The organism is Plasticicumulans acidivorans, assembly GCF_003182095.1.
Lineage (GTDB): Bacteria > Pseudomonadota > Gammaproteobacteria > Competibacterales > Competibacteraceae > Plasticicumulans > Plasticicumulans acidivorans.
This window is the reverse complement of the sequence record NZ_QGTJ01000015.1, coordinates 1-13,631: the sequence shown is the minus strand read 5'-3', so window position 1 is coordinate 13,631 and position 13,631 is coordinate 1. Positions and strand designations below refer to the sequence as shown.

The 13,631-nt window shown below is 54.7% G+C and carries 11 protein-coding genes and 1 pseudogene; 2 read left to right on the top strand and 10 right to left on the bottom strand.

Annotated features, from left to right (window positions below; translation table 11 throughout):
• Nucleotides 1-17 precede the first annotated feature (17 nt).
• Complete coding sequence (rpsP, locus tag C7443_RS18515) at nucleotides 18-275, bottom strand: 30S ribosomal protein S16 (protein WP_110020369.1); 258 nt, start codon at nucleotides 273-275, stop codon at nucleotides 18-20.
• Between the two features lie 131 nt (nucleotides 276-406).
• Complete coding sequence (gene ffh, locus C7443_RS18510) at nucleotides 407-1,786, bottom strand: signal recognition particle protein (RefSeq protein ID WP_110020368.1); 1,380 nt, start codon at nucleotides 1,784-1,786, stop codon at nucleotides 407-409.
• Nucleotides 1,787-1,920: 134 nt separating this feature from the next.
• Here ffh and C7443_RS18505 point away from each other — a divergent pair, with 134 nt between their 5' ends.
• Together C7443_RS18505 and C7443_RS18500 are read left to right on the top strand one after the other, a co-directional pair.
• The gene (locus C7443_RS18505; protein WP_110020366.1) at nucleotides 1,921-2,733 is read left to right on the top strand and encodes a cytochrome C assembly family protein; all 813 of its coding nucleotides are present in this window, start codon (nucleotides 1,921-1,923) and stop codon (nucleotides 2,731-2,733) included.
• Nucleotides 2,734-2,801: 68 nt separating this feature from the next.
• Nucleotides 2,802-4,067, top strand: coding sequence for an HlyC/CorC family transporter (locus tag C7443_RS18500; RefSeq protein ID WP_110020364.1), 1,266 nt, complete (start codon nucleotides 2,802-2,804; stop codon nucleotides 4,065-4,067).
• Between the two features lie 29 nt (nucleotides 4,068-4,096).
• On the opposite strand, the gene C7443_RS18495 is transcribed toward C7443_RS18500, so the two are convergent.
• The 8 genes and pseudogenes from C7443_RS18495 to C7443_RS18460 form a co-directional block, all read right to left on the bottom strand.
• On the bottom strand, nucleotides 4,097-6,004 hold the full coding sequence (locus tag C7443_RS18495; RefSeq protein WP_110020363.1) for a polysaccharide biosynthesis protein: 1,908 nt from the start codon (nucleotides 6,002-6,004) through the stop codon (nucleotides 4,097-4,099).
• Entirely contained in the window at nucleotides 6,001-7,035 is a 1,035-nt protein-coding gene (locus tag C7443_RS18490; RefSeq protein WP_170123694.1) for an MraY family glycosyltransferase, read from the bottom strand. The genes C7443_RS18495 and C7443_RS18490 overlap by 4 nt, the downstream gene beginning before the upstream one ends.
• 85 nt (nucleotides 7,036-7,120) lie before the next feature.
• Entirely contained in the window at nucleotides 7,121-8,089 is a 969-nt protein-coding gene (locus C7443_RS18485) for an NAD-dependent epimerase/dehydratase family protein (protein WP_170123693.1), read from the bottom strand.
• A complete protein-coding gene (locus C7443_RS18480; RefSeq protein WP_246004719.1) occupies nucleotides 8,086-8,901 on the bottom strand; it encodes a glycosyltransferase in 816 nt (271 codons plus the stop codon). The genes C7443_RS18485 and C7443_RS18480 overlap by 4 nt, the downstream gene beginning before the upstream one ends.
• Before the next feature lie 80 nt (nucleotides 8,902-8,981).
• Nucleotides 8,982-11,183, bottom strand: coding sequence for a glycosyltransferase (locus tag C7443_RS18475; RefSeq protein WP_110020356.1), 2,202 nt, complete (start codon nucleotides 11,181-11,183; stop codon nucleotides 8,982-8,984).
• A 422-nt stretch (nucleotides 11,184-11,605) separates the two neighbouring features.
• On the bottom strand, nucleotides 11,606-12,433 hold the full coding sequence (kdsA, locus tag C7443_RS18470) for a 3-deoxy-8-phosphooctulonate synthase (protein WP_110020354.1): 828 nt from the start codon (nucleotides 12,431-12,433) through the stop codon (nucleotides 11,606-11,608).
• A 62-nt stretch (nucleotides 12,434-12,495) separates the two neighbouring features.
• Nucleotides 12,496-13,458 (bottom strand): KpsF/GutQ family sugar-phosphate isomerase, encoded by a 963-nt coding sequence (locus tag C7443_RS18465; protein WP_281279429.1) that lies wholly within the window; start codon nucleotides 13,456-13,458, stop codon nucleotides 12,496-12,498.
• Nucleotides 13,455-13,631: pseudogene (locus C7443_RS18460) on the bottom strand (GDP-mannose 4,6-dehydratase); the annotation flags it as partial. The pseudogene C7443_RS18460 and the gene C7443_RS18465, both read right to left, overlap by 4 nt.

The window sequence follows — 13,631 nt, the reverse complement described above, 5'->3', positions numbered from 1 at the left end:
GCGAACCAGACTCTAAATCAGGCAGCCTGCTGCAATTTAGCCTGCTCTTTCAGCAGAGCAGCAACACGGTCGGAGACCTGGGCGCCGGTGCCCTGCCAGTAACCGATACGCTCGATGTTCAGCGACAAGCGCTGCTCACCGCCCTTCGCGATCGGATTGAAGAACCCCAAGCGCTCGATGTAACGACCATCGCGGCGGTTGCGGCTATCAGCGACGATCACATGGTAAAAAGGACGCTTCTTCGCGCCGCCACGAGCCAGGCGAATGGTGACCATAACAGTCCTCGTTGAATTCAGTATAAGGTCATGCAGTGACGAAAAGACCGCGCCCACAGTCCCGGGCACGGCCTGAGAAAACCGCGGATTGTACGCGAAAATACAGCGCTCTCAAGCCTGTCGGCGCATCCTCAGCGCAAAGGCGGCATTCCGCCGCCCATACCACCGAGCGGCAGCTTGCCTTTCATCGCACGCATCAGCTTGTTGAGGCCACCGCCGGACATTTTTTTCATCATCCGACGCATTTCATCGAACTGCTTGAGCAAACGGTTGACTTCCTGCACCTGAACGCCGGCACCGAGGGCAATGCGCCGCTTGCGGGAACCCTTGATCAGATCCGGAAAACGCCGCTCCTGTGGCGTCATCGAATTGACGATTGCGATCAGCCGTTTGACCTGCTTGTCGTTGACCTGCTTTTTGACGTCATCAGGCACATTGCCCATGCCCGGCAATTTATCGAGCAGGCCCGCCATGCCGCCCATCGCCATCATTTGCTCCATCTGCTCACGAAAATCATAAAAATCAAAGTTTTTTCCAGCCTTGACCTTTTCCGCGAGCTTCAAGGCCTTTTCCTTGTCAACCTTGCTTTCGACTTCCTCGATCAGACTGAGCACATCGCCCATACCGAGTATGCGCGAGGCCACACGGTCCGGATGAAAAGGCTCAAGGGCGCTGGTCTTTTCGCCGACGCCAAGGAATTTGATCGGTTTACCGGTGATTTCACGAATCGACAGAGCCGCGCCGCCGCGAGCATCACCATCAGCCTTGGTCAGAATCACGCCTGTCAGCGGCAAGGCATCATGGAACGCCTTGGCCGTGTTCGCCGCATCCTGACCGGTCATCGCGTCAACGACGAATAAGGTCTCGACCGGATCGACCGCCGCATGCAGCGCGCGGATCTCATCCATCATTTCGGCGTCGACGTGCAGGCGGCCTGCCGTATCGATCAGCAGCACATCGAAGAACTGCTTGCGCGCGAGATCCAGCGCCGCACGGGCGATGGCCACGGGCGCCTGATCCGGCGTGCTCGGAAACCACTCGACCTGGACCTCGCGGGCAAGCGTCTCAAGCTGCTTGATCGCCGCCGGACGGTACACGTCGCAACTGACGACCATCACCTTCTTCTTTTCCCGCTCACGCAGGAAACGAGCGAGCTTTGCCGTACTGGTGGTTTTGCCGGAGCCCTGCAGACCTGCCATCAGCACCACGGCGGGTGGTTGCGCGCGCAGATCGAGCGCTGCATTGGCCTCGCCCATCAGGCGCACGAGCTCCTCATTGACGATCTTGACCAGCACCTGCCCCGGCGACAGCGCAGTCATGACCTCCTGACCAACAGCGCGCTCACGAATATGCTCAATGAATGTGCGCACGACCGGCAAGGCGACGTCCGCCTCGAGCAGTGCCATGCGCACCTCGCGCAGTGCATCCTTGATATTGTCGTCGGTGAGGCGAGCCTGCCCGCGTAAGTGCTTGACGGTGCGTAGCAGACGCTCGCTGAGATTCTCGAACATGGGGATTCCCGGTAAGGCAGTGCGATCAGGCCGTCAGTATATCGAGGCGCAGCCGCGATCGCTGAGCGGCGCCCTGCCGGCCAAGGCGGCATGTGCGATCATTGCCCGTGCCAATTTCCGCGGATCGACTTTCTATGTACAGCGCAGCGTCTGGCGGTCTTGCCGCCTGCCTCTACCTGCTTACCGGCGCATTTCTCGGCATACGGCTTGCGCGCGCAGGCCAGACGAATCTCCCGGGGAAGGCCACGATACTCGCCTTGATCCTCGTTGCCATTGCGCTGCACGGCGCAGTGCTTGGCACGAGCATCGTGCAGCCGGACGGCATGAATCTGGGATTTTTCAATGCACTGTCGTTCACAGGCTGGCTGATCGCCGTGCTGCTGCTGCTGTGCTCGCTGGTGCGACCCGTCGAAAATCTCGGCATCGTACTGCTGCCGTTTGCCGCCACCACGGTCGTGCTGGCGCTTATCTTCCCTTCATCACGCATCGTGACCGATGCCGCTCGCTGGCGACTCGAACTGCACATCCTGATTTCCATGACGGCGTACGCACTGCTGGCTCTTGCCGCCGTCCAGGCAATACTGCTCGCCGTTCAGGACCGGCGCCTGCGCCGGCGTCATCCAGGAGGATTTCTGCGCGGCATCCCACCGCTGGTCACGATGGAAACCCTTCTGTTTCAGATGATTACCGCAGGTTTCACCGCCCTGACGCTGGCACTGCTATCGGGCTTTCTGTTTCTCGACGATATTTTTGCCCAGCACCTGGTGCACAAGACCGTGCTGTCGATCGCTGCATGGGGCGTATTCGGCATTCTGCTGTGGGGACGTGCACGCTTCGGCTGGCGCGGACGCATCGCCATTCGCTGGACGCTGGCCGGTTTCGGCGTACTGGTACTCGCGTACTTCGGATCGAAGCTGGTTCTCGAACTGGTCCTCCAGCGCGGCTAAGTCGAACTTGACACATCCGCGCGGTGCTTCGTACAAGAAGTGCTCCTGTCACACCCGGGCCGCCCCACTTGGATGATTCCCGCCTGGCGATTCTGATCATCGCCATCGTCGTGCTCGTCGCCTGCTCAGCTTTCTTTTCCGGCGCAGAAACAGGCCTGATGAGCCTGAATCGCTACCGCCTGGCGCATCGCGCCCGCAGCGGGGACCGGAGGGCGATCCGTACCCTTGAGCTGCTCAAGCGCCCTGATCGCCTGCTCGGTCTCATTCTGCTCGGCAACAATTTCGTCAATAACCTCGGCGCTTCACTCGCGACCGTACTGGCAGTCGAATTGATGGGGGAAGCCGGTGTTGCCGTCGCCACCGCCGTCATCACGCTGGTCTTTCTGCTGTTTGCCGAGGTCACGCCTAAGACACTGGGTGCACTGCATCCTGAACGTATCGCGCTGCCGGCAACACTCGTGCTGACGCCTTTGCTGCGCCTGCTCTATCCGCTGGTCTGGCTGATCAATGCGATGGCCAGTGTACTACTGCGCCCCCTGGGCATACGCGATACCGAAGTGCCAGCCCAGGCGCTCAGCTCTGAAGAATTGCGCAGCGTCGTACTTGAGTCCGGCAAAGTGATTCCACGCCGGCACCAGCGCATGCTGCTCTCCATTCTGGAACTGGAGGAAGTCACCGTCGAAGACATCATGGTGCCGCGTAATGAAATCGTCGGCATCGATCTCGACGACGACTGGGACACCATCGTCAAACAGATCACACACAGCCAGTACACCAAACTGCTGGTCTTTCGCGGCGACGTCGACCACGTCATCGGTTTTTTGCATCTGCGCAAGGTACTGCCATTCCTGCAGCAGCCCGGGGGACTGAATCGTGAGGGCCTCGAAGCGCTGGTGCGGGAGGCGTACTTCATTCCTGAGGGCACCCCGCTGAATGCACAGCTCCTCGCGTTTCAAAGCGAGCAGCGTCGCATCGGTCTGGTCGTCGATGAATACGGTGATCTACTCGGCCTGGTGACGCTGGAAGACATCCTTGAAGAAATCGTCGGCGAGTTCACCACCGACCCGACCGCCGGCAGCCGCGGCATGACGCCGACCGCCGATGGTGGCTACCTGATCGATGGCGTCGCCACCGTGCGCAAGATCAATCGCAAACTCGGCTGGGAATTGCCGACCGACGGCCCGAAGACGCTGAACGGCCTGATCATGGAATCGCTCGACAGCATTCCAGAGCCCGGAACCAGCGTGCTGATCGCCGGCCACCCGGTCGAGATCGTCAAAGTCGCTGGCAACCGGGTCAAAACGGCGCGGGTCGGCGCGCGTCTGAACAGCTAGCAAACCACGTCCTCGCTGCCAGTTCCCGATCAGGATGCAGCAGCCTGGGAAGGCGGTGCTTGATTTTCCTGCGTCAGCGCCGCCACACCGTCCTGCCTGAACTCCGGGACAAGCTCGTGCATTCTGGTCAGCACGACCGCATCGCGGTGTGCCAGACAATCGGCACGCAAGACTTCCAGCGCCTCAAGGAAAGCCGCCCAATGCACCAGACGCGCCTGTGCAAGCAACAACTTGGCATGCGAGGTTGGCCTTAAACGCTCGCGCTCGTGAAACAGCTCTTCGTAGAGCTTTTCTCCGGGCCGCAGCCCGGTATACACGATCTCGATATCTCGCCCCGGCTCCTGGCCAGACAACCGGATCATCTGTTCTGCCAGATAACGGATCTGCACCGGCTCCCCCATGTCCAGGACGAAGATTTCGCCCCCCTGTCCGACTGCGGCAGCCTGCAAAATCAGCTGTGCGGCTTCCGGAATCGTCATGAAGTAACGTTCCATGTCCGGATGCGTGACGGTCACCGGGCCACCACGTGCGATCTGTTCACGGAATAAAGGCACCACACTGCCCGCCGAACCCAGCACGTTCCCGAAACGAACCGTGATGAAACGGGTGCTGCTACGCGCCGCGAAGTTCTGGCAGAACATTTCCGCCAACCGCTTGCTCGCCCCCATCACATTGGTCGGATTGACCGCTTTGTCCGTCGAAATCAGCACACAGACCTGGGCACCGTAGCGATCGGCTGCACGCGCCAGCTCCATCGTGCCAAACACGTTATTGCCGACTGCGGCACAGGGCTGTGCCTCCAGCATCGGCACATGCTTGTAAGCAGCAGCGTGAAACACCAGTTCTGGATGCAAGTCACCAAAAAGGCGATTCAAACCATCTGCATCGCGCACATCGAGCAGATGCACCTGCAGATCAAGCGACGGCCACTCCCGACGCAGCTCCATATCGATCCGGTACAGATTGAATTCACAGGCGTCGACGATATCCAATCGCCGCGGCCCAAGTCGGGCTATCTGTCGGCATAACTCGGAACCGATGGAACCACCGCCGCCACTGACCAGTACGCTGCGGGCAGTCAGTGCGGAACGAATCGCCTCCCAGTCGAGCGAAACCGGATCCCGACCAAGCAGATCTTCCAGCGCCACTTCACGCATCAGCTTGATCGCTGCCTTCCCGTCGAGCAGCTCCTGCAGGTTGGGCAGAGTGCGGAACGGGCGCCCGCTGGCTTCGCAAGCCGCGACCAGTCGGCGCATCTGACTGCCGCTTGCGGAAGGCATGGCGATAAAGATCAAATCAGCTTTGAATCTGTCAGCAATGTTACGTACGTGGCGACTGTCTCCCGCAACGCGGATGCCGTGAATGTCGCGCCCGCGCTTGGCTGGATCATCATCGACGAACGCCACCGGCAAATAGTCCGCGGCAGGATCACGCAGCAGGTCACGCACGAGCATTTCCCCTGCCCGCCCCGCCCCGACAACCAGAACTCGATGTCCGCGCTTTACATACAGCTGGTGGTCTTTCACCCATCGGTAGATAAAACGCCCGCCCCCCAGAAATGCCAGCAGCAGCAACGCCGTCAAAGCAAAAGATGAGCGTGGAACCGGAACGGGGGGCAGCAGCTCGGCGTAAGCCAGTAACGCCACGCTGAGCCAACAGCTTGTCCCTGCGGCAAAGACGGCCTGCGCGATACGTACGAAGTCGGGCATCGACGCAAAGCGCCACACGCCACGATAAAGCCCGAAACTCCAATAGCAGACGGAATGCACCAGCAAAACCAGCGGCAGCAGCAAGGTCGCTCTGTAAACGTAAATGGGAGGGATCTGCTCAAAGTTGAAACGCAGCCAGTGCGCCCCGTACCACGCCAGCGGTGTCACAGCCAGATCGTAAAGAAATGCCGTCAACGGATGCTGCCAGCGACGCAGCCAGATTTTCATTGATGCGCCCCTACACGACGTTCGAGTCGCGTCACGACAATCATCAGAACCCCGTAGACAATGACCACTGCAAAAACCAAAAGCTGCTGTCCAAGTACACCGAGCCTGCCAGCCACAAATGCCGCTATTGCGCATGCCAACATGAGTGTGTACTCGGCCAGCACCGTTTTGCGGTGCCCCCAACCAAGTTGCACCAAGCGCTGATAGAAATGGGTGCGATGTGGTTCCCAGACACGCTCGCCCTGCACTGCCCGCCTGATGAGCGTAACCGTCGCATCCACGGCAAATGGGGAAAACACCAGCACGCCGATCCAGAACGGAAAAACGCCATCATGCTGGGCCCATAAGATCATGCCTCCCGCAAGGAAGCCCAGGGTTGCAGAACCGGTATCGCCCATGAAGATTCGTGCGGGTGGGAAATTCAAGCATAAAAAACCTGTTGCCGCTGCGGCGATAACACCGGCTACTACGGAAAAGCCGTCTGCACCCGCCATCATCCCCAGCAACGCAAACGCGCCAAACCCGATCGCCGCCATGCCACCAGCAAAACCATCCATTCCATCCATAAAATTATATAAATTAGTCATCCAGACTAAAAATATTATAACAAATACAACCATCAAGCCCTCTGCGGAAAGCCCCCCTCCACCCGGCATGCCGATATCAGCTGGAGCTGGACCAAGCAGCAAAAATGCGATCGCTGCCACAAAATGGACAAGCAAACGCCAACGGGCAGCAATGCTTTTCCGATCGTCAAGCAGTGAGATCACCGCAATCAATGCAGCAGGCAAAATCAACCAGAACAAATCTTCCGCCCGCAAAATTGGCTGCTGGATGAACGCTATCGACAATCCAGCCCCCACCCCTCCGAGCACGGCAACGCCGCCACTGCGCGGTGTGGGCAGAGTGTGCAAAGAACGCTCGTTGGGATGGTCGATCAGGCGTAAACGAAAACGGGAGGCCGGATCACACAGGCTACGCGTTAGCCACAAAGCAACCACGAACGCGACCAGAAAGGGGAACAGAGCCACTGGTGGGCATGCCTCGAATCGCAGCAAAGAGACCGCTTAATCTACCGCAACATCTCTGCATTGAGGCATTCTCAGAACGAAGTCTTCAATGGGAAGCATCACACTCCAGCATGCTGCGCAACCCGTCCAGCAAAGTAACGCTCGCCTTCCACCCCAGCTCCTGATGAATTCGTTGCGGTGAATAACATGCAGATCCAAGCAGTTTATCCAGCACTTCCGTATTAAATGGTAAACGCCGCGCTAAAACCTTCTCAATGCAATCCCCAGTCCGCGCAAGCCCTTGCAAAACAACTTTAGGAATATTCGAGCGCGCTTTCGGCATTCCGAGCACTGACCTCAAAGCAGCATAAAGCTCCTGTCCTGAATAAGCCCGCTCATCCGCGACAATATAGGTTCGACCAGCCGCCGCCGCAGCTTCAGCAACGAGACAAACAGCAGCCACGACATCGTCGACATGCACAAGTGAACGCCGATTGCCCGTTTCCGGCAAAGCAGGGAAAAAGCCGCGGCGAATCATTGCAGCCATGCGCTCCAGATTACCCCGCCCACCAGGACCGTAAACCATGGCCAAACGCAGATTGACGACATGCATGTCATAGCGATGCCCCGCAGATAAGACCGCTTCCTCCGCAGCACGTTTTGCTTGGCCATAAGCCGTCATCGGCTCTACAGGCCAGTCCTCGTCAACACAACGATCCCCTGGCTCCCCCATTGCCTTGACGCTGGAAAGAAACACCGCGCGTCGCACGCCTACGCGACCGGCAGCCTCGAATAAATTTCTCGTCCCCTCGAAGTTCACAGCCCAATGCCGCGCTGATAGCCGCGCCTCATCTCCTGCCCAGGCATGAGCAAAACCTGCACAATGATAAAGCGTGTCGACCCCCGCACAGGCTGTTTCCAATGTGTGCGGCTGGGTCAAGTCACCTATGCGCGCGCGGATACTCTGGCCACCATTATTCCGCACCAAGGCAACGACATCCCCCCCCTCGCGCTCTAAAGCGTTAAATAGCCGAGAGCCAATAAAACCGCTCGCACCTGTAACAAGAACGCTCACCAGAACTTCCATCCATAAGTACGAAAGAAGGTCATAGCAGAGCGCATAAAAAGATACACATGCCGCCAGCCTTTACGCGCGGCATATCCGCCATAGTGAATAATTTTCATACTCGGCAAATACGCAATATGTGTCACGCGTGCCGTTCGCAAACTTAGATCAAAGTCTTCAAAATAAAGAAAGTAACGAGGATCGAAACCGTTCAGTTTTTTTAATACATCCGTTCGAAACAACATACAACAGCCCGAAACTATCGGAGGATCCAATAAAACATCACTCCCGACGACATCCTGCATTTCGTAGCGATTCAAGCGCTTTCTAAACAGCCGATGCAGCACTGCAGGTGCAAACCCTCTCAGCATCAAATCCAATAACGTCGGGTAACGTTTGCATAAATACTGCCGGTTCCCATTGGGAGCGAGCGCATCCGGAACGACCAACCCAACGTCCGGATGCTCATCCAAAAAAGCTATAGCTTTTTCTATCGCATCCACTTCCAAAAAGGCATCGGGGTTAAGGATTAAATGATACTCGGACACCACCTCGGAGATAGCGATGTTATGCCCTCGACCAAAACCTACGTTTCCCTGCCCACTTTTTACTCTCAACTCCATAAAAACGTCGCTCTGCAAATCTGGCAGCGACAAACTTTGATTCGGCCGGTTGTTAATGACATATAAAATCGCGCTTGTTTTTGCAAAAAATACTGCAGACTCAAGCCGACGCAAAGTTTCCACCAAAATATCCGGCGCCGAAAAATACTCTACAACAGAAACGCTCAGTTTAACCCCGTGCATGATAGAAGCAGGCACCTATCAACCATCGCCACCTAGAGCATTTGCCCCAAGCGAATACGAATAAAAAAATATCAACTTTTCAGATAGCTGAATAACTAGTCGGCAAGACCAGCAACCAATGCGCGGTGCATTGCATCTAAAGAGAAATTCCTCTTAACGTACGCAAGCCCTGCTTTAGATTGCACACTCCAGTCCTCATCCCTTGCAGCAAGCTTGATAATTTCCTGAGCAATACGTTCTGCATCATCAGATACTGATAATGCATTGCCGGCATCGGACAAACCCTGAGCACCCACCGATGTAGTTACCATGGGCAATCCGAACCTCATTGCCTCAATAACCTTTCCTTTCATTCCCCCGCCAAATAATAACGGCGCAGTGGCAACCCTAGCATTTTTATAATATTGCGCGAGCACTTCATCAGAAACGAACCCGACAACCTCGACACGCTCACCAGCCAACAAAAGAACCTCTTCCGACGGATTGGAGCCAACCAATTTGAGTTTTATATCCGGCAATTCACTCCACACCATCGGCATAATCGTCTCTACCAACCAGCGTGCTGCTGTAGAATTTGGTGGATGACCAAAACCAGCCACAAACAAGACACCTTCTCGATTCACAAGATTAGCGCAAGCGTCGTCTGAGAACGTCGAGAAAGCAAAAACAGGAAGCGTTATTGCTTTAGCTGGATGCTTTTCCTGGCGTAAAAAATTAGTAACTTCTTCTGTCTCCAAATTAGATGGATAGAAAACGACATCGACTTCTTTCCATATTTTTTTTTCAACAAACTCAAGCCTTTTTGCTTCTTTAGCAACAGTACTATTATCTGGCTCGTACTTTAGCTGCTCAATTAGCCTCAAATAATGAATATCATGGCCATAATACATGATTCGCAAATTTTTATATTTCAAGACACTTTTAATATGATCCAGTGCCACATCCGGACGTGAAAGTAACACTGCACTTAGATATTTAGCGTGCTCTTGCATCCATTTATCAAACTGCCCCATATAACGGGCACCATACTCAACCTCCACTCCAAGGGCTTGAAGCTTTGGCGTATAAACAGGATCATACCAATGATTATGCGGCCAAAACTTTACGACATATCCCATGCAAAGCAGCTCACGAATAATAGCCATCATTGACCGTGAACCCGCATCGCGATCCGGCTGAGGTACGTAATGATCAAGCATCAAAATAATTTTTTTTGAACCTGAACGATCTCTTGCCAAAAAAACATTATCAGCATTATTAAAATGAAAAGCATCCAGCACTTCTTTCCATTTCTCTTTAAATCGTTCTTGATTTACAGTTTGATGGGCCTTAATACCATGTTCCACGTCAGTGCCGTGGGAAACCCCTTCATAATGCACCACCACGGAATCTGGCTGATAATAAACATCGTAACCTAAGTGCCGCACTGAAAAGGCCAGGTCCGTATCTTCATAATAAGCCGGAACAAAACGCACATCGAAACCGCCCAGCTGCTTAAACAGCTCCAGCGGAATCATAATTGACGCACCAGAGCAATAATCGACCTGTCGCAAATAATTAAACTCTGGAAAGTCCCGATCCTGCAACCTCCCATAATTCCACGCGGAACCATCTTTCCATACAATTCCACCCGCTTCCTGCAAGCGGCCATCCGGATATATTAATTTAGACCCAACTAAACCGCACGTCTCATGATTATCGAAAACAGAGACTAACGCATCTAACCAGCCACTAGTAACTTCGGTATCGTTGTTCAAAAAATACAGGTAACGGCCACGAGACAATTCAGCAACTCGATTGCACGACAACAAGAAACCGAGATTGTGCGGGTTTTTTTCAAAACGCAACCCACGAATTTCTGACAGCCTGTCTATCTCTGTATCCCCGGAGCAGTCCTCTATAACAAGCACTTCTATAGACACTGCCGGCCGGTGTCTAAAAATAGACCGCAGACAAGTTAAAGTAACAGGAAGATTACCATAAGCAGGAATAGCGATCGTCACTATCGGATCAGACACTTCATCAAAATGAAGTTCTGCGATAATTGAGTCAATATCTTCAGCCCGCACCACACCCAAGGCAATGCTTTCATCTAGCTGCGCAGCTCCATCTCTCCGTCGTTTCCAAGCAGCATAATGAACTGTTCCTTCAAACAATGGACCAGCTATCCGATACAGGATACCGACCAAATGCAACTTGGCCCCTTCTGACAACGGCATCGCCCGATAAATACGCCGCCCATTTGCACGCAGCCAAGAACGCAAAGAATTCGCAAAGTCGCGAAAAACGACACTCATTTCAAATCACTCGCTCAATTCAACTGGGAAATTCATCATTACAGCGCCATTTAAAATAGCGAGCACATCGACTCTAACTACAATAGCGCACAAGCCATCAATTTATATAAAAACCAACATCAAAAACCCCAAGCTATTGCGTTCAGATTTTGTTTTTTAAATTTAAAAATATATTTTATTTCCACTTAAAACCCCGTTTTATTCATAACTCGTCTGACCGACGAGGCATTAACGTCAGCATAGCATTCGATTTAGTCAACGGTTTAGATACGGAGAACATCGCACTGAATCTAGATCAAGGACTATTTCACTCGACCTTTATAGATAAATAAACAGCATGCTTAGTTATACTGCCTTACAGACAGTAATAAAAAACGCATTCATCTGCAAACCCAACATTTACAATACGCTATAAAACACAACTAACTACCCATCTTGATCACACGATCAATTGACTGCAACTGTTTCACCAAGGGTGCTAACTCTGAGAATGGCACCATATTCGGGCCGTCGCACGGAGCCTCATCCGGCGATGGATGTGTTTCCATGAACACCGCCGCAACCCCGGTTGCGACTGCAGCCCGGGCAAGCGCGGGTACGAATTCGCGCTGCCCACCACTGGCATTACCCTGGGCTCCAGGCAATTGAACTGAATGCGTAGCATCAAAGACGACTGGGTGCCCAGTTGCTGCCATGATGGGCAAACCACGCATGTCAACAACGAGATTGCCGTAACCGAAACTCGCTCCTCGCTCACACAGAGCGATTTGATCATTGCCGGTCGCTACAGCTTTTGCCAGCACATTGCGCATATCCCAAGGTGATAGAAACTGCCCTTTTTTTATATTGACAGGTTTACCTGCACCAGCAACGCACTGAATAAAGTCAGTCTGTCGACAAAGAAATGCAGGCGTCTGCAACATATCGACCACCCGCGCTACGTCTGCTACCTGCTCTTTCTCGTGTACATCCGTCAGAACAGGAACACCGACACGATCGCGAACTTCAGCAAGAATATCCAGACCTTCGGCCAAACCGACCCCGCGAAATGAATCAGCGGAACTGCGATTGGCTTTGTCGAAAGATGATTTATAGATCCATCCCACACCTAGGCCAGCAAATATCTCGGCCAGACGAGATGCCGTTTCAAGCGCGAAGGCCCTGCCCTCAATCACGCACGGACCTGCGATAAACACCAGCGGCGCATCGTTGGAAATACTTAATTCGCAGACTTTGATAACCGTGGGCATAGCAGAGACCTCGATACTTGATACAGACTGTGCTGCAGCATGAATAGCGCAGAATATCAGTTTCAATGGTCAAATATATCGACGATCCCGACCGGCTTACGCTGATCGTCCACGACCACGAGGCATTTAATCTTGCGCTGATGCATCAGCTGCTCGGCATCGAACCACATCTCATCCGCCCCGATGATTTTTGGCGAGCTTGTCATGTAGCGCTCCACATGCCCTTCGAGCTCGGCGGCTTTTTCGGTGAATGCCCGCCGCAGATCACCATCGGTGAGGATTCCCGCCAGGTGACCGGGCTCATCCAGCACAAGTGCAACCCCCAACCGCCCTGCCGTCATTGTCAGCATCGTATCGCGCAGCGTGGTGCCAAGCGGCACGCACGGCAATTCACGATGCATGACATCACTGACGCGGGTCAGCAGACGACGACCGAGACTGCCGCCCGGATGGAAACGGGCGAAATCCTGCGGCTGAAAATCACGTGCCTGCATCAGCGCGACGGCCAAGGCATCGCCCATCGCCATCGTCACCAACGTCGATGTCGTCGGCGCGAGATTAAGCGGGCAGGCTTCGCGCTCGACGGAAATATCCAGCGTCCAGCGGGCGGCTTTCGCCAGCGTCGAATCCAGATGCCCCGTCATGGCAATCACGGTGTTGCCGAAATGACGCAGCGCCGGCAGCAAGCGCAGCACCTCGTCTGTCTCACCACTGTTGCTGATCAGCAGAATCACATCACCCGGACAGATCATGCCCAGATCACCGTGCAGGGCTTCTGCCGGGTGCAGGAAAAAACTCGGCGTGCCCGTCGAGGCCAGCGTTGCTGAGATTTTGCGCCCCACCAGTCCCGACTTGCCCATTCCCGACACGACCAGCCGGCCATCGCAGTGCAGCAGCAGTTCGACCACAGCCTCAAAAGGCTCGGCAATACGCGGAACCAGCGCCTGGACGGCGGAGGCCTGGACAGCTAAGGCCGTCTTTGCGGTTTCAAGCGCCGTGAGAACAACCGCCGCTTTGTCCATCATGCACGACTCAGATACCAATCGACGGTTTTAACGATACCGGTATCGAAGGTCTCCTGCGGTCCCCAGCTCAAGCGTTCACGCATCTTGCGGGCGTCGATGGCGTAGCGCCAGTCATGCCCGGGGCGGTCGGTGACGAAGCTGATCAGGCGCTCGTGCGGGGCGCTCTGCGGGCG

Excerpts from the sequence above, each read along its gene's own strand:
- rpsP (WP_110020369.1), bottom strand. The coding sequence starts at position 275 with ATGGTCACCATTCGCCTGGCTCGTGGCGGCGCGAAGAAGCGTCCTTTT.
- ffh (WP_110020368.1), bottom strand. The coding sequence starts at position 1,786 with ATGTTCGAGAATCTCAGCGAGCGTCTGCTACGCACCGTCAAGCACTTA.
- C7443_RS18505 (WP_110020366.1), top strand. The coding sequence starts at position 1,921 with ATGTACAGCGCAGCGTCTGGCGGTCTTGCCGCCTGCCTCTACCTGCTT.
- C7443_RS18495 (WP_110020363.1), bottom strand. The coding sequence starts at position 6,004 with ATGAAAATCTGGCTGCGTCGCTGGCAGCATCCGTTGACGGCATTTCTT.
- C7443_RS18475 (WP_110020356.1), bottom strand. The coding sequence starts at position 11,183 with ATGAGTGTCGTTTTTCGCGACTTTGCGAATTCTTTGCGTTCTTGGCTG.
- kdsA (WP_110020354.1), bottom strand. The coding sequence starts at position 12,433 with ATGCCCACGGTTATCAAAGTCTGCGAATTAAGTATTTCCAACGATGCG.
- C7443_RS18465 (WP_281279429.1), bottom strand. The coding sequence starts at position 13,458 with ATGATGGACAAAGCGGCGGTTGTTCTCACGGCGCTTGAAACCGCAAAG.